This is a genomic window from Nocardia violaceofusca NBRC 14427 (assembly GCF_963869435.1).
GTDB lineage: Bacteria > Actinomycetota > Actinomycetes > Mycobacteriales > Mycobacteriaceae > Nocardia > Nocardia aobensis.
Window position 1 is genome coordinate 24698 of the sequence record NZ_CAWMPM010000002.1, and the last position, 18370, is coordinate 43067.

Annotated in this window: 17 protein-coding genes; 7 read left to right on the plus strand and 10 right to left on the minus strand. The window is 69.2% G+C overall.

Annotation, left to right across the window (positions count from 1 at the left end):
- Positions 1–21: 21 nt before the first annotated feature.
- From AC5592_RS02150 to AC5592_RS02160, 3 genes are read right to left on the minus strand one after another with little or no spacing between them, the layout of a single operon-like run.
- On the minus strand, positions 22–1419 hold the full coding sequence (locus tag AC5592_RS02150; protein ID WP_063063214.1) for a glycoside hydrolase family 27 protein: 1398 nt from the start codon (positions 1417–1419) through the stop codon (positions 22–24).
- Positions 1416–2318, minus strand: a complete 903-nt coding sequence (locus AC5592_RS02155; protein ID WP_063063215.1) for a dienelactone hydrolase family protein — start codon at positions 2316–2318, stop codon at positions 1416–1418. The genes AC5592_RS02150 and AC5592_RS02155 overlap by 4 nt, the downstream gene beginning before the upstream one ends.
- A 58-nt stretch (positions 2319–2376) precedes the next feature.
- Complete coding sequence (locus tag AC5592_RS02160; RefSeq protein ID WP_036502269.1) at positions 2377–3198, minus strand: DUF3097 domain-containing protein; 822 nt, start codon at positions 3196–3198, stop codon at positions 2377–2379.
- A 177-nt stretch (positions 3199–3375) separates the two neighbouring features.
- Here AC5592_RS02160 and AC5592_RS02165 point away from each other — a divergent pair, with 177 nt between their 5' ends.
- From AC5592_RS02165 to AC5592_RS02190, 6 genes are all read left to right on the plus strand, one after another.
- On the plus strand, positions 3376–3807 hold the full coding sequence (locus AC5592_RS02165) for an NfeD family protein (protein WP_036502267.1): 432 nt from the start codon (positions 3376–3378) through the stop codon (positions 3805–3807).
- A complete protein-coding gene (locus AC5592_RS02170; protein ID WP_039778790.1) occupies positions 3807–5051 on the plus strand; it encodes an SPFH domain-containing protein in 1245 nt (414 codons plus the stop codon). Before AC5592_RS02165 ends, AC5592_RS02170 begins: the two co-directional genes overlap by 1 nt.
- A gap of 100 nt (positions 5052–5151) precedes the next feature.
- Positions 5152–6447 (plus strand): ABC transporter substrate-binding protein, encoded by a 1296-nt coding sequence (locus AC5592_RS02175; protein ID WP_063063216.1) that lies wholly within the window; start codon positions 5152–5154, stop codon positions 6445–6447.
- Positions 6444–8378, plus strand: coding sequence for a hypothetical protein (locus AC5592_RS02180; protein WP_063063217.1), 1935 nt, complete (start codon positions 6444–6446; stop codon positions 8376–8378). The genes AC5592_RS02175 and AC5592_RS02180 overlap by 4 nt, the downstream gene beginning before the upstream one ends.
- Positions 8375–10090 (plus strand): hypothetical protein, encoded by a 1716-nt coding sequence (locus AC5592_RS02185; RefSeq protein WP_063063218.1) that lies wholly within the window; start codon positions 8375–8377, stop codon positions 10088–10090. Before AC5592_RS02180 ends, AC5592_RS02185 begins: the two co-directional genes overlap by 4 nt.
- A gap of 397 nt (positions 10091–10487) precedes the next feature.
- Complete coding sequence (locus AC5592_RS02190; protein WP_036501092.1) at positions 10488–10823, plus strand: transglycosylase family protein; 336 nt, start codon at positions 10488–10490, stop codon at positions 10821–10823.
- Between the two features lie 96 nt (positions 10824–10919).
- Here AC5592_RS02190 and AC5592_RS02195 read toward each other — a convergent pair whose 3' ends face one another.
- From AC5592_RS02195 to AC5592_RS02220, 6 genes are all read right to left on the minus strand, one after another.
- The gene (locus AC5592_RS02195; RefSeq protein WP_063063219.1) at positions 10920–12263 is read right to left on the minus strand and encodes an LLM class flavin-dependent oxidoreductase; all 1344 of its coding nucleotides are present in this window, start codon (positions 12261–12263) and stop codon (positions 10920–10922) included.
- 30 nt (positions 12264–12293) lie between these two features.
- Complete coding sequence (locus tag AC5592_RS02200) at positions 12294–13190, minus strand: ABC transporter permease (protein ID WP_036501096.1); 897 nt, start codon at positions 13188–13190, stop codon at positions 12294–12296.
- A gap of 4 nt (positions 13191–13194) precedes the next feature.
- A complete protein-coding gene (locus tag AC5592_RS02205) occupies positions 13195–14028 on the minus strand; it encodes an ABC transporter ATP-binding protein (protein ID WP_063063220.1) in 834 nt (277 codons plus the stop codon).
- The gene (locus AC5592_RS02210) at positions 14025–15101 is read right to left on the minus strand and encodes an ABC transporter substrate-binding protein (protein WP_036501135.1); all 1077 of its coding nucleotides are present in this window, start codon (positions 15099–15101) and stop codon (positions 14025–14027) included. Before AC5592_RS02210 ends, AC5592_RS02205 begins: the two co-directional genes overlap by 4 nt.
- A gap of 356 nt (positions 15102–15457) precedes the next feature.
- Entirely contained in the window at positions 15458–16228 is a 771-nt protein-coding gene (locus AC5592_RS02215; RefSeq protein ID WP_036501100.1) for an IclR family transcriptional regulator, read from the minus strand.
- Positions 16229–16460: 232 nt separating this feature from the next.
- On the minus strand, positions 16461–16892 hold the full coding sequence (locus AC5592_RS02220; RefSeq protein ID WP_063063221.1) for a hypothetical protein: 432 nt from the start codon (positions 16890–16892) through the stop codon (positions 16461–16463).
- Between the two features lie 122 nt (positions 16893–17014).
- On the opposite strand from AC5592_RS02220, the gene AC5592_RS02225 reads away from it, so the two are divergent.
- Positions 17015–17644 (plus strand): TetR family transcriptional regulator, encoded by a 630-nt coding sequence (locus tag AC5592_RS02225; RefSeq protein ID WP_063063222.1) that lies wholly within the window; start codon positions 17015–17017, stop codon positions 17642–17644.
- A 21-nt stretch (positions 17645–17665) separates the two neighbouring features.
- On the opposite strand, the gene AC5592_RS02230 is transcribed toward AC5592_RS02225, so the two are convergent.
- A complete protein-coding gene (locus AC5592_RS02230; RefSeq protein WP_063063239.1) occupies positions 17666–18322 on the minus strand; it encodes a TVP38/TMEM64 family protein in 657 nt (218 codons plus the stop codon).
- Positions 18323–18370: the final 48 nt, after the last annotated feature.

The window sequence follows — 18370 nt, forward strand, 5'->3', positions numbered from 1 at the left end:
TGTGCGGTCGGCCTTGGAACATCAAGCGGCGGTAGTGATCCTCAGCAGCACCACGCCGTGGGCGGGAATGTCGGGCGCGACGATGGGGCCGTCGGTCACCGTCGTCGTCGCGGCCCAGATGTCGTGCACGGTGTACGACCGTGCCTGTGCGAGACCGGCTTCGGGGGCGCTGGTCGCGAGGGTGAGTGGCTGGTCACCGGGGTTCAGCAGCGCCACGGCGACCGAACCGTCGGACAGGGGTTTGGTGAGAATCCGGTGATCGCGGGGGAGCAGCACCGCGGGGGCCACCCGGGGATCCTGGTCGATGGCGATGACACCGGCGTCGGTGAGCAGGGCGCGTGTGGGCTCGCTCATCGTGCGGACATCGTTTCCCGCGATGAGCGGTGCGGACAGCATCGCCCACAGCGACAGATGCGCCTGCTCCTCGGTCGGCGAGAGGGTGCGTGGATTGCGCAGCAGCGCCAGCGTTTCCGGGGAGATCCCCAACCGGCGGGCCAGATAGGCGCTCTCGTCGGCACTCAGTGCCGACCGCCGCACGGCGGTTCCGGGCAGGCCGTCCAGATGAGCGCCGAGGAATTGCGACATCGACTGTCCGACGACCAGCATGTCCGGGTCGGGCCAGTATCCGGGACGGCTGGACCGGGCGCGGAGCGCGGCGTCGGCCTCGTCGGCGACACCGCGGACCGACGTGGTGTCGAATCCGCCGATATCGGGTTCGGGAAAGGTGTTGCGCCACATCGGGATCAGATCGTCGGAGCTGCGGGCCGAATCGGCGACGCCCGACCAGTCGTACTCGACGCCGGCGCAGGCGTCGGCGGAGCTGTTCGGATTGATCATGTAGACGATGCCGCGACCGGTCGATCGCAGCGCGTCACGCATCCGGGCGAAGTCACGAACCTGCTCGTCGTGATTCGCGTCGGTCCGGCACCAGTCGTATTTGAGCAGGTCGACACCCCAGTCGGCGAATCGCCGCGCATCCTGCAGTTCGTGGCCGCGGCTCGCGGTCGCCGGGGTCTGTCCGCAGATCTCGTTGAAGGGACTGGAATACAGACCCAGGTACATGCCGTGTTCGTGGGCGTAGGCGGCCACCGCGGCGATGCCGTGCGGGAACCGGACCGGATCCGCGACGATATCGCCCGACGAATCCCGTTGCGGGGCAGTCCAGCCCGCGTCGAGGTCGACGTAGCGATAGCCGGCATCGCGCATCCCGTCCGACACCATCGCGTCGATCGTCTCGCGTACCGACTGCTCGGTCAGCGCTATTCCGGAATCCCAGGAATTCCACCCCATCGGGGCGGTCGCTCGCACGGCGGCCGGTTCGAACAGCGGCGGACGCACCGTGCTCCCGGTCGCCGCCGCGGCCACCGCGACGCCACCCGCCACGAGCACCGCGAGCCGGATCGCGCCGGCGCGTCTCACCCGAGATACTGCGCGTACCAGTCGGTGACGCGCTGCCAGGCGGCAGCGGCCGCGGTGGGCTGGTAGTTCGGGCCGGTGTCGTTGAAGAACGCGTGATTGGCATCGTCGGCGACGAAGATCTCGTGCGGCACGCCGGCTCGGTTCAACGCCGCCTCGGCCGCGGGGCGGGTGGCGTCGACGCGCTTGTCGAGCGCGCCGTACACGGCCAGGACCGCACTCGCCGTGGTGATCTCACCGCCCTCGGGGTACGGGCCGTAGAACGGCGTGGCCGCGACCAGCTCGCGGGTGCCGTGGGTGAGCAGCAGCCAGGTGAGACCGCCGCCGAAACAGAAACCCGTGGCGCCCAGCTTCTTTCCCGGCACCCGGCGCCCCAGTTCCGCCACACCGGACTGCAGATCGGCGAGGAAACGATCCTGCGGCGCCTTGCCCAGAGCCGCGGTGGCGGCGGCCGGGTCGGTGAAGGTGGCGGTACCGCCCTCCTCGGAGAGCAGATCCACCGCGAGCGCGGAATAGCCGATGCCGGCGAAACGTCCGGTGACGGAACGGATGTGATCGGTGAGACCCTTGTTCTCGTGGATCACCAGGACTCCGCCCCGGGGTTGCGCCGCGGCGGCCCACGCGGCCTGCAGGGTGCGGCCGTCGGGGCCGGGGAAGGTGATCGCGCTCGGCTGGACCGCGGTAGCGGTGCCCGGCGGTGGCGCGGAACTCGCCGGCGCGGTCGGTTTCGTGGTCCCCGCCGAGGTGCCGGACCGCTGCGCGCAGGCGGCCAGCAGGGCCACCGCGGCCGGGGTGCCGAGCCCGAGCAGGCTCAACCGTCGCAGCGCCTCACGGCGGCTGAGCAGGCCCTCGGCATGGTCGGTGCCGATCTCCTCTGCGATATAGCGCTGCAGCGGCGTCATACCGGCCAGCGTAACCACGGCACCTGTGAATCGGCGGACCTACGGCGAACCGGCGTCCTCACTCCGGTTCGGTGACGAAATCGATGAGCTGTTCCACCGCGCCCAGCAGCGGCGCTTCCAGATCGCGGAAGCTGTCGACGGCGTTGTAGACCCGCCGCCAGCCCTCCGACGGGGTGCCCCAGCCGAGACGGCGGCAGACCCCGGTCTTCCAGTCCTCGCCGCGCGGCACCTGCGGCCAGGCCTCGATGCCGACGGCCTGCGGTCGCACCGCCTGCCAGATATCGATGTAGGGATGACCGGTCACCAGGACGTGCGGGCCGAGTCCTGTGGTCAGATTCGTCTCCTTGGAGCCGGTGACCAGGTGGTCGACCAGCACTCCGACCCGGCGGCCGGGTTCCGGGCCGAAGTCGGTCAGGCGCGCGGCCAGATGGTCGAGGCCTTCCAGATGCTCCACGACGACGCCCTCCACACGCAGATCGTGTCCCCAGACGCGTTCCACCAGCGCCGCGTCGTGCACGCCCTCGACCCAGATCCGGCTGGCGCGCGCGACGCGGGCGCGCAGCCCCTCCACGCGGGTGGACCCCGACGCGGACCGGGTGGGTGCGGCCGGCGCGGTCGCCTTCGGCCGCACCAGCGTCACCGGCTGGCCGTCGATCAGGAACGCCGCCTCACGCAAGGCGAACAGTCGGACCCGGCCGCCGCGGTCCTCGAGTTTGACGAAGTCGCCGTCGTAGGTGCGCTCGAAACCGACCACGGCGCCGCAGAATCCGCTGGCGGCGTCCTCGGCGACGAGGTCGCGTTCGGCCACCACCTGCGGTACCGCGCGCTTGCGGGTTCGAGCGTGTCCGGAATAGATGTCACCGTAGTCGCGCGCACTCACCCGGCCGAAACTACCTGTTCCCCTTGCCGTTCGGCGGGAGGCGAGGCCCCGACCGGCGGTGCGGTCCGGCCGACGAAGGCTCGCACTCACCGGATCTGGACCGGTGACCGGCGTGTTTCCGCTCGACTCGTCCCGGTAAAGGCGCGGAAAAAAGGACAGGCACGGTACGGTTGACGCGTGGCCGCAATCGTATGGCTGGTCGCGGGAATTCTGCTCGCCGCAGCCGAGATGCTCACCGGTGACTTCACGCTGCTCATGTTGGGCGGCGCGGCGTTGATCACCGCGGGCGTTGCCGGGATCGCGCAGACGTCGGTGGTGATCGATGCCGTGGTGTTCGCGATCTCCGCCATCGGGCTGCTGTTCGTCGTTCGCCCGATGTTGTTGCGCCGCTTCGCAACTCCACCGCCCACGCCGACCAATGTCGATGCGTTGCCGGGGAAGACGGCGAAGGTGCTGGAGGCGGTGAACGAGAACAGCGGTCAGGTGAAGATCGGTGGCGAAGTGTGGAGCGCACGCCCGTTCGACCCGGCCGATGAATATGCCGAGGGTGAGACCGTCTACGTCATGAAGATCGACGGCGCGCACGCCGTCGTCTGGAAGGGGCCGTAATGGCTGTACTGATCGTCGCGATCGTCATCGTGGTGCTGGTCGCGGTGGTGGTCTTCAAGTCGATCGCGCTGGTACCGCAGGCCGAGGCCGCGGTGATCGAGCGGCTGGGCAGATATTCGCGCACCGTATCGGGCCAGTTGACATTCCTGGTCCCGTTCGCCGACCGGATCCGCGCGAAGGTCGACCTGCGCGAACGGGTCGTGTCGTTCCCGCCGCAGCCGGTGATCACCCAGGACAACCTCACCGTGCAGATCGACTCGGTGGTGTATTTCCAGGTCACCAGCCCGCAGGCCGCGGTGTACGAGATCAGCAACTACATCGCCGCGGTCGAGCAGCTGACCATCACCACCCTGCGCAACGTGGTCGGCGGCATGACCCTGGAGGAGACGCTGACCTCCCGCGACCAGATCAACTCGCAGCTGCGCGGCGTCCTCGACGAGGCGACCGGCCGCTGGGGACTGCGGGTGGCACGAGTGGAATTGAAGGCCATCGATCCGCCGCCGTCGATCCAGGAATCGATGGAGAAGCAGATGAAGGCCGACCGTGAGAAGCGCGCGATGATCCTCACCGCGGAAGGTAATCGCGAGGCGCAGATCAAGACGGCCGAGGGTGCCAAGCAGTCCCAGATCCTCGCGGCCGAGGGTTCCAAGCAGTCGGCCATCCTGTCCGCCGAAGGTGAGCGGCAGAGCCGGATCCTGCGCGCCCAGGGTGAACGCGCCGCCGCCTACCTGCAGGCTCAGGGCCAGGCGAAGGCGATCGAAAAGGTCTTCGCCGCCATCAAATCCGGCAAACCGACCCCGGAGCTGCTCGCCTACCAGTACATGCAGACGCTGCCGCTGGTGGCGAAGGGCGACGCCAACAAGGTGTGGATGGTGCCCAGCGACTTCGGCAAGGCCCTGGAAGGGTTCGCCCGCAACTTCGGCACCCAGGGCGAGGACGGCGTCTTCCGCTACGAGCCCAGCGACGACGGCGCCGCGGGCACACCCGACGACGACGCCGACGAAGTGGCCGACTGGTTCGACATCAAGACCGATCCTGCCGCCGAGCGGGCGGTGCGCGCGGCCGAGGCCGCGGCGGCGACACCGGTCGATTCGCCGCTGGTCGCGCCCAACCAGCCCCGGCATTTGCCGCCGCAGAGCGCTCCCATTCCGCCGTCGCCGCCGGCGCAGCAGCAGCAACCGGCGCCGCGCCCCGGCGATGCGGGCGGCCGGCCGTGGCAGCCGCCGGAGTATCCGGGACGTTGACGGGGTAACCGTATTTCAGCGATGATCCGATTGCCGGTCCGCGAATCACGCGGACCGGCATTCGAATGTCGGTGCAGGGCACGCGGACTCGGGGGTGGGCATGGCGACACGGCGGGCGGTGCTGCGTGCCGCGGCGTTGGCGCCGATGCTCACCGCATGCGCCCCCGGAGTGCTGTTCGGCCACCCCGCCTCGGTGCGAATCGCGGTGCCCTGGAGCGGATCCGAGCTCGCCGCGTTCCGCCGGGTGCTCGACGATGCGGGGCTGGGTGCCACGGTCGCGGTGTTACCGCTCGGCGACGACATCGATACGGCCCTGCAGGCGCGCGGCCGTTCCGCCCCCGATCTGGTGATGTTGCCCGAGGTCGGACGGATCGGTGAGCTGGCGGGCGGGGTGTTGCGCGCACTGCCGCCCACACTGTGGCACGACGCGGCGGGACCGCGCTATCCGGATCGGTGGCGCTCGCTGCTGTGGAAAGACGGTGCGCTCTACGGCATTCCGTTCAAGGCGGCCGACAAGTCGCTGGTGTGGTACGACCGCTACGCCTTCGGCGGCGACCGGCCGCGCGACGACCCGCGCGACTGGACCGTCACGCAGTGGCCGCAGCGTATCGCGGAGGCGACCGCCCGCCGTCCACTGGCGCTGGGTGGCGCCGACGGCTGGGTGCTGGCCGACCTGTTCGGCAACATTCTCTACGGCGAATCCGCCTGGGACTACGAGGATTTGGCCGCCGCCGGGGAGCCGGACCGTCCGCGAGAATGGGATCGCGACGCGGTGCGGGCGACCCTGTACCGGCTGGGCACCATGTGGGCGCCGCGTGGCACCTTCCCGGGCGGTATCGCCGCCACCCTGACCCGGCAATTTCCGGAATCGGTGCGCGAGGTGTTCGAACGGCGCACCGCGGCGATGGTGGTGGCCCCCGATTTCGCGGAACCGATCGTGCGTAGCTGCCTGCGCCGGGCCGGCCGGCCCGCGGACGCCGTGGGCGTCATGCCCTTTCCGGCGGTGGCGCCCGGGGGCCCGCGCCCGGCCATCGGCGGCGGCGACGTGATCGTCGCGACCGCCGCCGGGGCCCACGATGCGGTGCCGGTGCTCGGCGCACTGACCGCGCCGGGCGCCGTCTCGGCCTGGATCGGCGACTACGGCGGCTTCCTGGCACCGAGTCCGCGCACCGTCCCGGACCACGCGCCGATGCTGGATCCGGTTGCGGGTCAGTTGCATTCGTGGTCGGCGTTCGATTTCGCCGATCTCATCGGCGCCGCCGGGCGGCGCGACGGCCTGTGGCGAGTGCTGACCGACCTGCTCGTCACCGTCGGCGACGGCCACGCCGACCGACTCGACGCGGCGGTCGATCACGCGGTGCGCGCACTCGACGAGTTCGAACGGAGAGCGCGATGACGGCCGGGCACATCCACGCGCACGGACTGGATCTGGAGCCGGCGCTCACACGCATCGCCGGTCCGGTGATCCCGGGACGCCACCCTCGGCAGTGGTCGATGTGGCCCGCGCAGCTGCCGGCGCTGGTGCTGATCCTGCTGCTGCTGGTCGGGCCGGCCGCCACCACGGTGTGGACCGCGATCCGCGCACAGTGGGCGATGGTCGGCTGGTGTGCGCTGCTGATGGTACTGGTCGCGGCGGGCACGCTGCTGTGGCGCCGCGACGACGCGGTGCGCGCGCTCACGGCGGCGGCGGTGCGGGGTCGCTGGACATTGCTGCGCCATCGATTGTGGCCGACCGTGTTTCGCCGCGAGGCGCCGGACGGCGCGCGCCTCGTCGCACGGATTCGGTGGCGTTCGCTGTGGTGGCCCGTCGTGGTGGTCGCGCTCGTGGTGACGATTCGGGGAATCGGCGTCGAACTGGGGCCCGGTGGGCGCGGCGCCTATGTCCGGACGCTCGTGTGGGTGCTGTGCGCGCTGGCCGTGCTGGTCCTGGCGTTGGAACTGGCCTGGCGTGGCCGCCGGGGCTGGTGGCCGTGGCCACCGCTGATCCTGCCGTTCGGCGTTTCCGCGTTCGTCGCCGGACTGGCCCTGCGCCTGCTGGCCGAGAATCCCGACTACCGGATGCCGGTGCCGGGCGTGGCCGGCCAGCGCGTGTGGCTGATGACCCTGTTGATCGCGGCCTTCGTCTGGTGCTGGCTGGGTGCGCTGTTCGCGCTGTTCCGCGCCGCGATCGCCGCCATCGAGGCCGATCCGGTGCGGCGCGGCTACCTCGAGGACGCGCGTGGCGCGGGCCGGACCCGGGCCCGGCTGTTCGAATTGGTACGCCCGGTCTTCCTGATCCTCGGCCTCGTCGTCGCCGTCGCCGCGGCGCGGATCTTCGACATCATTCTGATCGCGGTGCCGGGATCGCTGCAGTATTCGCTGGACTCGGCGACCGTGCACTGGTGGCGGCTGGTCTCGGATCCCGATGCCGATCCCGGTGTGGCCGCGGCCTATTCGCTGCCGCTGGCGGTGCTGATCGGCTCGGCGGCGTGGATTCTGCAGACCGACGTGCGCCGCCACCGCGTCGGCTGGATGCGCCGTCCGAGCGCCGATCCGGTGCGCACGCGACGCACCGCGCGCGGCGTCCTTCGCCTCGTGGCGGTCTCGTCGCTGTCGCTGGGGCCGTTGCTGGCGTTGGTGGTGTTCAGCTGGGTGGGCGCCGACGGGCCCGCCCTCGCCGGCGCCGGATCGGTGTGGCAGCACCGAGAGTTGTTGCATGCCATGGCCAATACGGGCTGGGTGGCGGTGTGGGCCACCGTTCTCGTCATCGGTGCGGCGTTCCCGGTCGCCCATCAGCTCGCCGCGCTGCCCGCCGATGCGCTGCGTTCGCGGATCGCGGTGGTGGTGCTGGTGGTGTTCACCGTGCTGCCCGCGCAGCTCTACGTCGGGCCGATCCGGCGCGTCATCGAGCGGATGGGATTGACCGGGACGTCGTTCTCCTCGCTGATCGTGGTGCACGCCGCGATCGGATTGCCCATCGCGATCCTGATTCTGCGCGGAGCGCTGCTCGCGCCCTCGGACGGTCCGGCCGCCGACGCCCTGCACAGTCTGGCCAAACCGTGGGCCGTGCTGGGCCGCGTGGTGTCGACCGCGTGGCCCGCCGTCGGCGCGGTCGCGGTGCTCGAACTGATTCAGGTGTGGAACGACTTCTTCATCGGATTGATGGTCAGCGGCGCCGATGTCAGTCCGTGGTCGCTGCTGCTGTGGGGCGACGCGCGGCAATTCCAGGAGAACGCCGCCCATCTCGCGGCCGGGGCGCTGCTGTCGACGGTCCCACCGGTACTGCTGTTGCTGATGACCTGGCGCCGCTTCCTGGTTCCGGGATTGACGGGCGGGATCGTGCGATGAGCGGCCACTCGCACCGGCCCGAGCACGACATCGCGTCGCAGCTCATCGCCACCCCGAAATCCTCTGTCTGGCAAGGGTTTCTGGGTGCCGCGTGGGTGATGTCGTCGTCGCTGCTGCTCGAGGTGGTGGCGAAACTGCTGGAGGGTTCGGTCGGGCAGAGCCGGGTGCTGAACTCGCTGGCGGGGGTGCTGCGCTGGGTGGCGGTCGCGGTGGTGGCGGCCGCCGCGCTGTATGTGCTGTGGCGCAAGACGATGGATATGCGCGAGGGCGCGCGTGTCCGGCGGGAACTGGATCTCACCGCGGACCTGGTGCAGCCGCCACCCGTGGTCGAGCGGACCGTCGCAGCGCTGCCCGCGCTCGCGCCGGCCCGGACGCAGCCGCTGGACGCGACCGATGCGGTCGTCGCCGCCGTCCTGCGGGCACTGCCGTTCACCGACTACGAGGCCGCCGCGCTCTACGACACGGTGACCGCGATGCTCGACTCCGCGACGGTCCTGCCGGGGGAGCGGGCGGTGGTTCAGCGTTCGACCGGCGAGGTTCTGATCCGGCTCGCCGCCCACGGCGTGATCGTCCACGACGGACACGATCGATTCGCCGTCGCGAAGACCACGACATCGCCGGATCGCGCCGTCGTCCGCCGCACACCGCAGTGGCGGGCCGCGTGGCCCGCGCTGATCCGGCACTACTCCGACCGGGCGACGCGCTGGGCGGTGGCCCTGGATTCGGATCGGCTCGGCGCCGGCGCGCATCGGTGGTTCACGGGCACCGCGGACCGGCTGGCCGAGCTGGTGCGCGCATGCGCCGACTGCGATCACGGCGTCGAACTCGACATTGCGGCCCTGGCTCGGATCGCCGACGCGCTCGACCTCTGGTACGCGCGGATCGGGGCCCCTTCCGATGGCCCCGCGGCGCGGGCGATGCTGGCGTTGAGCGGCCCGGCGCATCCGCAGATCCGTGAACTGGCATCGATCCGCTGCGATCTCGCGCTCGATACCGCGACACGCCGGGGATGGCCGCGTCCGCTCCGGAAGCGGCGCCGCAACCGTCCACGCCGGAGTACGGGCCTGGACGCCCGGCGCGCGCATGCCGAGGCGATGCGCGATTTCGACCGCTTGCCGGGTGGCGAGTACCCACTGCCCGACATCGTGGCCGGTTTCGAGCGTGCGTGGTGGCTGCTGCCACGGCGCGATATCGCCGCCGAGGTCTGTGCGCTGAACGACCTGGCCATCGCACATATGCACGAAGGCCGCCTGGATGCCGCCCGCGACCGTCTCGAGCTGGCCGAAACCCTGACCCGCGGCGGGCGCAACCCGTCCGGCCGGGCGCACACGTTCGAAACGCTGGGGCTGCTGTGGTGGATGCGCGGGGAGCCCCGGCGTGCGATGCGCTGGTGGCTGCTGGCGCTGACCGTCTACCGCGATCTCGGGCACGAACTGGGAATCTGCCGGTGCCTGCAGCATCTGGGCAGTGCGGTGGCGGTCGTGCCCGAATACGGCGGTCTGCTGCTCGCGGGGCCGCTGAGCACGGGCGAGATCCTGCGTCAGGCCTCGGGCTGGCTGGCCTATGCCGAGCGGCGCCGTCCCGGCGGGGTGGGCCGGACTCCCGCCCTGGCATCTCGTTACGGTCGGCGTGTCGCGCATGCACTGGAGAATGCCCAGCTCACGTCGCTGGAGACGGTGGACCGGTGGCCCGTCACCGTGTCCGAGCGTTAGCCCTCTGACCGGCACCTTTGGGTGTCCGTAGGTGATTCGGGTGGGTGAAATGACCGATTTCGGGCGTTGTCATGCGACGGGGATCACTATATCTCAGTGATCTCGACCACATAACGTTTATATAACTACAGTTATGTAACGCGCGTTTATCGCACCATGCGCTGCGTAAACGTGAATATCCTCCACGATGGGTTGAGACAGTTCGGTTGTTATCGCAACGTGATGTATCGAGATTTCTCCGTTACGGTCGTTTGCAGCTCGGAATTCCGGGCTGACGCTCGAATCGCTGAACACCGGCAACCCTGTCCCGCGGTTCGAGTTCGACCCCGACATACCTGGGGACAGGGACCCGTAATCGTCACCATCGGGCCGGCTGGGCGCAGGCAGGGAAAACCACATGTCTCGTAACCGTAAGTTCAGCACTCGCGCACTCGGCTTCGCCGCCGTCGCCGGCGCCATCGTCGCCGTCCCCTTCGGCCTGACCGCTACCGCGTCTGCCGACGGCGGCCACGACTGGGATGCGGTGGCGCAGTGCGAGGCCAGCGGCAACTGGGGCGCCGACACCGGAAACGGTTTCTACGGCGGCCTGCAGTTCACCCAGAGCACTTGGAACGCCAACGGCGGCAGTGGCAACCCGGCCAACGCCAGCCGCTCCGAGCAGATCCGCGTCGCGGAGAACGTGCTCGCCAGCCAGGGCCCCGGCGCCTGGCCGGTGTGTGGCGCCAACCTGTAAGGTTCGCCTCCGCCCGCGGTTCGTCCGCATACACAGCGTGCAGACAGGCCCCTCCCGGATCTACCCGGAAGGGGCCTGTCGCGTTGTATCCGCCGGTCAGGCGCTGATCGCGGCTCCGGCCGCGAACCGGCTCTCCACCGGCGCGAGTCCGTAGTGCCCGCGCAGGGTGTCGGCGGTGTATTCGGTGCGGAACAGGCCCCGTTCCTGCAGGATCGGCACCACCCGGTCGACGAAATCGGTGAGTCCGCCGGGCAGATACGGCGGCATGATGTTGAATCCGTCCGCCGCGCCCGCCTCGAACCAGGTCTGCAGTTCGTCGGCGATCTGCTCCGGCGTGCCGGCGAAGCTGCGATGTCCGCGCCCGCCGCCGAGTTTGCCGATCAGCTGGCGCACGGTCAGCTGCTCCTGCGTGGCCAGCTCCTTGACCAGCGTGAACCGGGACTTGTTGCCCTCGATCTCGCTTTCCACCGGCAGCGGCGGCAGCGGCGCGTCCAGCGGATGGTCGGTCAGATCGATGCCCAGCTGCGTGGACAGCTGGCGCAACGCGTAGTCGGGGGAGATGAGATCGGTGAACTCCTGCTCCAGTGCCAGGGCTTCGGCGGGTGTATCGGCGATGTAGGGCACCAGACCGGGAAGCACCTTCAGCTCGTCGGCACCGCGGCCGTACTTCGGCAGCCGTGATTTCAGATCGCGATAGAAGCGCTGCCCCTCCTCCAGGGTGCGCTGCGCGGTGAACACCGCCTCGGCGTAGCGGGCGGCGAATTCCTTTCCGCTCTCGGAGGATCCGGCCTGCACCAGCAGTGGCCGGCCCTGCGGTCCGCGCGGGGAGTTCAACGGGCCGCGCACCCGGAACCGGTCGCTGTCGTAGTCGATGGTGTACACCTTGTCCGGGTCGGCGAAGACACCGGCCTCGGGGTCGAGCACGATGGCCGAGGACTCCCAGCTGTCCCACAACTGCAAAGCGACATCGACGAATTCGGTGGCGCGCTCATATCGCCGAGCATGTTCGGGAATGGCGTCGTAGCCGAAATTGTAGGCCTCGTCGACGCTGCCGGACGTGACGATGTTCCATCCGGCACGACCGCCGCTGATGTGGTCGAGCGAGGCGAATTTGCGGGCCAGATTGAACGGTTCGTTATAGGTCGTCGAGGCCGTCGCGATGAGACCGATATGTTCGGTCGCCGCGGCGATGGCCGACAGCAATGTCACCGGTTCGAACACCGCGAGCGTATTGCGCTGAATGCGCGGGCCCACCGCCAGACCGTCGGCGAAGAAGACCGAATCCAGTTTGCCGCGCTCGGCGATGCGGCCCAATTCCTGGAAATGCTTCACGTCGAGCACGCGCCGTTCCTCGGTGCGCGGATGGCGCCAGGCCGCCTCGTGATGACCGACGCCCATCAGAAAGGCGTTGAGATGAAAGGTTTTCGGTGATGGCGACATCGAGCGTCGTCGTCCCTTCGGTGTAGTGCTTCAGCGATCGGTTTGCGGGCGCCAGCGGGTGAGGCGGCGTTCGATCGCGACGAGTACGGCGTTGTAGACCAGGCCGACGATCGCGATGGCGACGATCCCGACATACATGTCGGGGATCTGGAAATTCTGCTGTGCGGCGGTGATGAGATAGCCGAGTCCCGCTCGCGCACCGGACATCTCGGTGGCGATCAGGACCAGGATCGAGGCCGAGGCCGCCATCCGGATGCCGGTGAAGATGGTCGGGACCGCGGCGGGCAGGATGACCTTCTGGAACAGCCGCAGCGGCGAGAAGCCCAGTGACACAGCCGATTTGATCAACAGCGGGTCGACCGATCGAACACCGCTGATGGTGTTCAGCAGGATCGGGAAGAAGCCCGCGTAGACCACGATCGCGACCTTGGAGGTCTCGCCGATGCCGAGGATCAGGATGAACACCGGCAGCAGCGCCAGCGCCGCGGTGTTGCGGAACAGCTCGAGCAGGGGGTTCACGAAGTCGGCCACCGGCTTGTACCACGCGATGGCGACGCCGGCCGGAACGGCGCACGCCACCGCGATCGCGAAGCCGACCAGGGATCGGCCCAGACTGGCGGAGGTGTTGTCCCAGAGCTGGCCGTTGCGGATCAGCTCATCTCCGCGCTGCACGACGGTGGAGAACGGCGGCAGAAAGATCTGATCGACCAGGCCGAAGCGGGGCGCGAGCTCCCAGAAGGCCAGGAACAGGCCGATGACCAGGACGGGCTTGAACAGCCGCCAGCCCCAGCGACCGGCCAGGGCGGCCAGCTGCCGCCCTGTGCCGGCGGTGGAGCGAGCGGGAGCCTCGGCCGCACTCACAGTCGAGACGGAGGATTTCTTCGACACCAGCACGGGTTCGGCGGTGGCGGGCAATGTGGTGGACATGGTGTTACCTCCTGTCGGTGGCCGCGAGGTCGGCCTGCTCGAGACCCTGTGCGCGGGCCACCTCGTCGTGCAGCAGCGACCAGATCCGATGCCGGACTTCGCTGAAGTGTTCGCTGGAGCGGATGTCGGCGTCCGGGTCGGTGTCGCGGTCGAGATCGATATCGACCACCGCCTTGACCCGTCCCGGCCGCGAGGTGAGCACGGCCACCCGCTGTCCCAGATAGACGGCTTCGTTGATGTCGTGGGTGATGAACAGGATGGTCTTGCCGGTGGTGCGCCAGATGCGCAGCAGCTCGTCCTGCAGCGATTCGCGGGTCTGGGCGTCGAGCGCGGCGAACGGCTCGTCCATCAGCAGCACCTCGGGATCGAAGGCGAGGCTGCGCGCGATGGCCACACGCTGTTTCATGCCGCCGGACAACTCGTGCGGGTAACGGTCGCCGAAGCCGGTCAGGCCGACCAGCTCCAGGTACTCGTCGGCGATCCGGCGGCGCTCGCGCCGGCGGATGCGCTTGGCCTCCAAGCCGAATTCGATATTGCCGCGCGCGGTGCGCCACGGCAGCAGCGCGTACTGCTGGAAAACGATCCCCCGGTCGAGTCCGGGGCCGGTGACCGGCCGGCCGTCGAGCAGGATCTGGCCGTGGGTCGGCCGGGTCAGCCCGCCCAGCAGGTCCAGCAGGGTCGACTTACCCGAACCGCTGGGCCCGACCAGCACGAGGAATTCACCGTCGCGCACGTCCACGGTGATGTTCTCCAGGGCGGTGAACGGAGTTCCGGCGCCGCGCGCGGGAAACTCCTTGCGTACCCCGTCGAGCGCGAGTTTGATTGCCGTGACGCTCATTTGGCGGCCACCACCTCTCCGGTCGGCCCGCTCTCGGCGGGATACTTGCCGTTGGCGTAGGGGTTGAACTTGTTGGTGTAGAGATCCTTGGCCGCGAACTTCCCGGCCGGCAGCTCACCGTTGCGGACCAGCCAGTCGATCCAGATCTGCAGCTCTCGCTCCTGGATCACCGCGCCGGGCACCGGAATGCCGGACGACTTGTAGGAGTCGAGCAGTTTGGTGTTCTCGTTGCGGCCGCGCTTGTGGATGATGTCGGCCAGTCGCGCCACCGCCTGATCGTGCGGAGTGATCTGCAGCCAGCGGGTCGCGCGGGCCGTGCCCTGGACGAAGTCGGCCACCGCGTCCTGATGATCGGCGATGTAGTCGTTGCGGAAAACGTAGGTGCCGTAGTCGAATTCGCCGAACAGGCCCTTGTCGGTGTAGAGCGGGTGGATGGCGCCGTGCGCGAGCGCGATGTCCTGCAGCGGGCCTCCCAGCGCCGCCACGTCGATCTGCCCCTTGCGCAGCGCGTCCTCGGTATTGACCGGGGGAAGGACCACGAGCTGCACCTGTTTGATCTCGTCGTCGGTCAGACCCTGATCGTGCAACCACTGCCGGGTGATGAATTCGTGATGGGCGCCGAGAGTGTTGACGCCGACCTTCTTCCCGATCAGGTCCTTGGCGGTCTTGATGCCCGAATCGTCGCGGACGTAGTAGCCGGTGAAACTCTGCCCGTCGGCGCCGTAGGAGCTGAGCACCGAGGTGACCGGTGCGCCGCCGGCGATGAGCTTGACGACCGCGCCGTTGAACGCGCTGCCGAATTCGATCTGCTTGGTGGTGGCGGCCTGAATATTGGCCGGGCCGCTGGTGGTGTCGCCCTCCCACTTCAGCTCGATCTTGGAGAAGTAGCCGAGGTCGGCGGCCAGTTCGTAGGGCGTGACGGAGCCGGCCTGGCCCTGGTAGCGAAGGATGGTCTTACCGTCGGCGGTGGTACCGGCGCCGGAACTCGAGCAGCCCGCGGCGAGCGCGGCGAGTACGGGCAGGGCGAGGACGGCGGCGAGGGCGCGCACCACCCGGGGTCGTCTGAACGACATGATCGGTTCTTTCACTGGATGCGTCTGCGGCCACGCGCACATCGGGGGCGGCGACCGGTAGATCGGCGAAACGAATTGCCTGGCGGGACTTTCGGCGACGGCAATGGCGCCCGGGCTCAGGCGCGACAGATCCCGTGCGGGACGCGCATGAGATCCACCGTACGGCGGCGCGTCAAGAGTCGGGAGACGTTCATCGGATGCCTTCTCGGAAAGTGCTCGGACCGGCGATGCGGATCACAGCAACCTGCGTTGATCACATGGTGCGGCTGTCCGTGCTGGTGAGCAACGGTGTTTTCACAGTGTGGAAATCAGCGTGAGGATAATTCCGCAGCCGAAATGCGGGGCGCGCGAAGGGCTTACGAGGATGTGTCCGCGGCGTCGGGTTCGGCGTGCAGCAGCGGGCCGATCCGGTTCGCGATATGGCGCATCGGGGGCAGAATCGAGCGCATCAGGTCGGCGTCGAGGCGTGCGGACCGGGCCTGCACACAGAGCGCGCCGCGTACCTGCCGGCCACGGCCGACGATCGGCACCGCGACCGAACGGATCGGATCGTCGCTGTCGATCACCTCGACCGCGAATCCGGCGCGGCGCACCCGGTCGAGATCGGCCGACGCCGGCGGATCGGATTCGTGGCGGCCGGCGTAGGTCTCGATCAGGCGGTCGCCGGGGGAGAACGCCAGCAGCGCGTGCCCGGCGGCGCTGGATCGCAACGGGCGCCGTGGCCGTGGAATCTGGTTGGGGCAGAACGAGACCGGGGGCCGCGCCTGGAAGACGGTCAGCGCGTCGCGCGAGTCGGGCACGCTGAGACTGACCGAGATGCGGATATTCGCCGCCAGCGCGTAGAGGTGCGGCGCTGCCGAATCGAGGCCGAGTCGCGTCAGCGCCGGCCGCGCCAGCGACGCGAGCCCGTGCCCGATGCGGTAGCGGTCGTTGGCATGGTCCTGTTCCAGCAGTCGCCCGCGGACGAGGGCCTGCAGCAGTCGGTGCGTGGTGCTGACGGGCAGACCCGTCTGCTGTGCCAGTTCGCTGACCGACAGCTCGGGGTCGTCGCCGTCGAAGCAGTTCAGGACCGCGATCGCACGATCGACGGCGCGAGCGCCCGAACGCGGTTCATCGGTGGCGGCCATACATCCTCCTGCCGGGACCGAAAGTGATACAGGCACTCTGGTCCGGACGGGGACGCGACACAATGATTGTGCGCAGCGAGAGCCGATCACTGTTCGGGCCGCCCTATTACGGCCGTCGATACTCCCGGCCGCCCATCATTACCGAGCGAGGACGAGCTTTATCTCGTTCCGGTACCGGCGACGATGCGCGCCGCGCAGGAATTCTGTTCCCACGCGGCGGGTGTGATCATCGTCAGCTTTCCAATTCGCGGGACAGACCGGCGGTGATCATGCTGAGAACCTGCCCGGCGACCGCGAGGTCGGCCGCCGGGACCGAACCGTAGACGCGGCCGAGCACCGCGCTCGTACGGGAGCGGATGTCCGCGACGAGGCGAGCACCCGACTCGGTGACCATGAGTTCACCGTCCGGCGCCTCGCGCATCAGATCACGCTCGGTGAGCCGCGTCGCGGCGGTCGCGACAACGGTGGGCGCCCAGGTCGTCTTCGCCGCGAGAGTGGCGATATGCCGCTCCCGGTCGACGGTGCCGCCTGCTGCCGCGGCCTGGCTGAGAGTGATCCACTGCGCCTCGTCGACGCCGGTACCGGCGAGGACTCGATGCAGAAGCGCGTTGTGATGCTTTTCGGCCTGGCCGATGACCGACGGATCGAGGGTGACGGGGGACATGGCGGACTCCTGACTACGAGACGATGCGCCAATTCTGACACTGAGTTCCATACGAGCGCAAGTATCATTCGATTCTCAATTTCTTACGTGCCTGGGAACCGGGTTCGGATAGCATCTCGGGCATGCCCGATCCCGTATCCGACCGCACGCTGCCGCTGCGCGAGCGCAAACGGCTGCGTACCCGCCGCGCACTGGCCGACGCCGCCCTGCGGCTGTTCACCGAACGCGGATTCGACGCGACGACACTCGACGAACTCGTGGACGAGGCCGAGGTGTCGCGCAGCACCTTCTTCCGCACCTATCCGGCCAAGGAGGCGGCCGCCATCGAGGCGGAGGCCGAATTGTGGTCCGCATATCTCGCGGCGCTGGCGGAGCGTCCGCTGACCGGAGTGGTGCTGGACGGGATGCGAGAGACGCTGACCGCGGCCGTCGCCGATCTGGAACCGGAGTGGGATCGCCGATATGTCGCGACGCGCCGGCTCATCCGCACCACACCGGCGCTACTGGCCTACGTCGAGTACCACCGCCACGGCGTGAAGGCCGATGCGGTCACGATCCTCGCCGACCGCCTGGAACTGCCCGCGGACGATCTGCGACTGCACATCCTGGCCGAACTGGTGACCTCGGCGTGGAGCGTGGCCGGTCGGGAATGGGTCCGCGCCGACGGCCGCGGCGGCCGGGACGCGCTGACCGACAGAGTGCGCGAGGCCTTCGAGGCGGTTCCGGCCGGTCTGGCACTGCGCGCGCGCTGAGCGGCCGCGGCGGTGTCGGGGTCAGTGCGGCGCCGGCTCCTCGGCCGCCTCGGTGGCGACGGCCGCGAATTGCTCTGCGCCCCAGCGGGCGTCGACGATCAGCCCGATCACGCCGATGGTGATGCACGCCCCCGACAGCACCAGCAGACCCGGGTTCGTCCGGCCGGTCAGCGCGTCGCCGAGGACGACGACGCCGATGGTGCCGGGAATGATGCCCACGAAGGTGGCCAGCAGATAGGGCATCATCCGCACCGAGGACAGTCCGGCGCAGTAATTGATCACCGAGAACGGCACCGGTGCGATCAATCGCAGCGAGCCGACCGCGAGCCAGCCGCGCCGGGCCAGCCGCCGATCCACCGCCCGCACCGCCGGATGGGTCAACCGCGCGGCGACCTGATCCCGATCCAGCGCCCGGACCAGCAGCAGAGCCAGCACGGCGCTGACCGTCGTCGCGGCGACCGCGAGGGTGATGCCGAGAATCGGCCCGAACAACAGTCCGGCGCTCAGTGTGAACACGGTGCGCGGAAACGGCGCCACCGTCACGAGCGCGTGGACGAGAAAGAACAGCAGCGGAAAGACCGGGCCGACCGAATCGGCCCAGTCCCGAATCTGTTGCGGGGCCGGATGCGGGGCCAGCAGGGCGACCGCGACCAGGGCGGTTGCGAGGATCACCAGCATCACGACCCGTCGATTGCGCAGTAGTCGCAACGCCACATCCGTCGTCCT

Excerpts from the sequence above, each read along its gene's own strand:
- AC5592_RS02155 (WP_063063215.1), bottom strand. The coding sequence starts at position 2,318 with ATGACGCCGCTGCAGCGCTATATCGCAGAGGAGATCGGCACCGACCAT.
- AC5592_RS02170 (WP_039778790.1), top strand. The coding sequence starts at position 3,807 with ATGGCTGTACTGATCGTCGCGATCGTCATCGTGGTGCTGGTCGCGGTG.
- AC5592_RS02175 (WP_063063216.1), top strand. The coding sequence starts at position 5,152 with ATGGCGACACGGCGGGCGGTGCTGCGTGCCGCGGCGTTGGCGCCGATG.
- AC5592_RS02180 (WP_063063217.1), top strand. The coding sequence starts at position 6,444 with ATGACGGCCGGGCACATCCACGCGCACGGACTGGATCTGGAGCCGGCG.
- AC5592_RS02185 (WP_063063218.1), top strand. The coding sequence starts at position 8,375 with ATGAGCGGCCACTCGCACCGGCCCGAGCACGACATCGCGTCGCAGCTC.
- AC5592_RS02190 (WP_036501092.1), top strand. The coding sequence starts at position 10,488 with ATGTCTCGTAACCGTAAGTTCAGCACTCGCGCACTCGGCTTCGCCGCC.
- AC5592_RS02195 (WP_063063219.1), bottom strand. The coding sequence starts at position 12,263 with ATGTCGCCATCACCGAAAACCTTTCATCTCAACGCCTTTCTGATGGGC.
- AC5592_RS02200 (WP_036501096.1), bottom strand. The coding sequence starts at position 13,190 with ATGTCCACCACATTGCCCGCCACCGCCGAACCCGTGCTGGTGTCGAAG.
- AC5592_RS02205 (WP_063063220.1), bottom strand. The coding sequence starts at position 14,028 with ATGAGCGTCACGGCAATCAAACTCGCGCTCGACGGGGTACGCAAGGAG.
- AC5592_RS02210 (WP_036501135.1), bottom strand. The coding sequence starts at position 15,101 with ATGTCGTTCAGACGACCCCGGGTGGTGCGCGCCCTCGCCGCCGTCCTC.
- AC5592_RS02215 (WP_036501100.1), bottom strand. The coding sequence starts at position 16,228 with ATGGCCGCCACCGATGAACCGCGTTCGGGCGCTCGCGCCGTCGATCGT.
- AC5592_RS02220 (WP_063063221.1), bottom strand. The coding sequence starts at position 16,892 with ATGTCCCCCGTCACCCTCGATCCGTCGGTCATCGGCCAGGCCGAAAAG.
- AC5592_RS02225 (WP_063063222.1), top strand. The coding sequence starts at position 17,015 with ATGCCCGATCCCGTATCCGACCGCACGCTGCCGCTGCGCGAGCGCAAA.
- AC5592_RS02230 (WP_063063239.1), bottom strand. The coding sequence starts at position 18,322 with ATGCTGGTGATCCTCGCAACCGCCCTGGTCGCGGTCGCCCTGCTGGCC.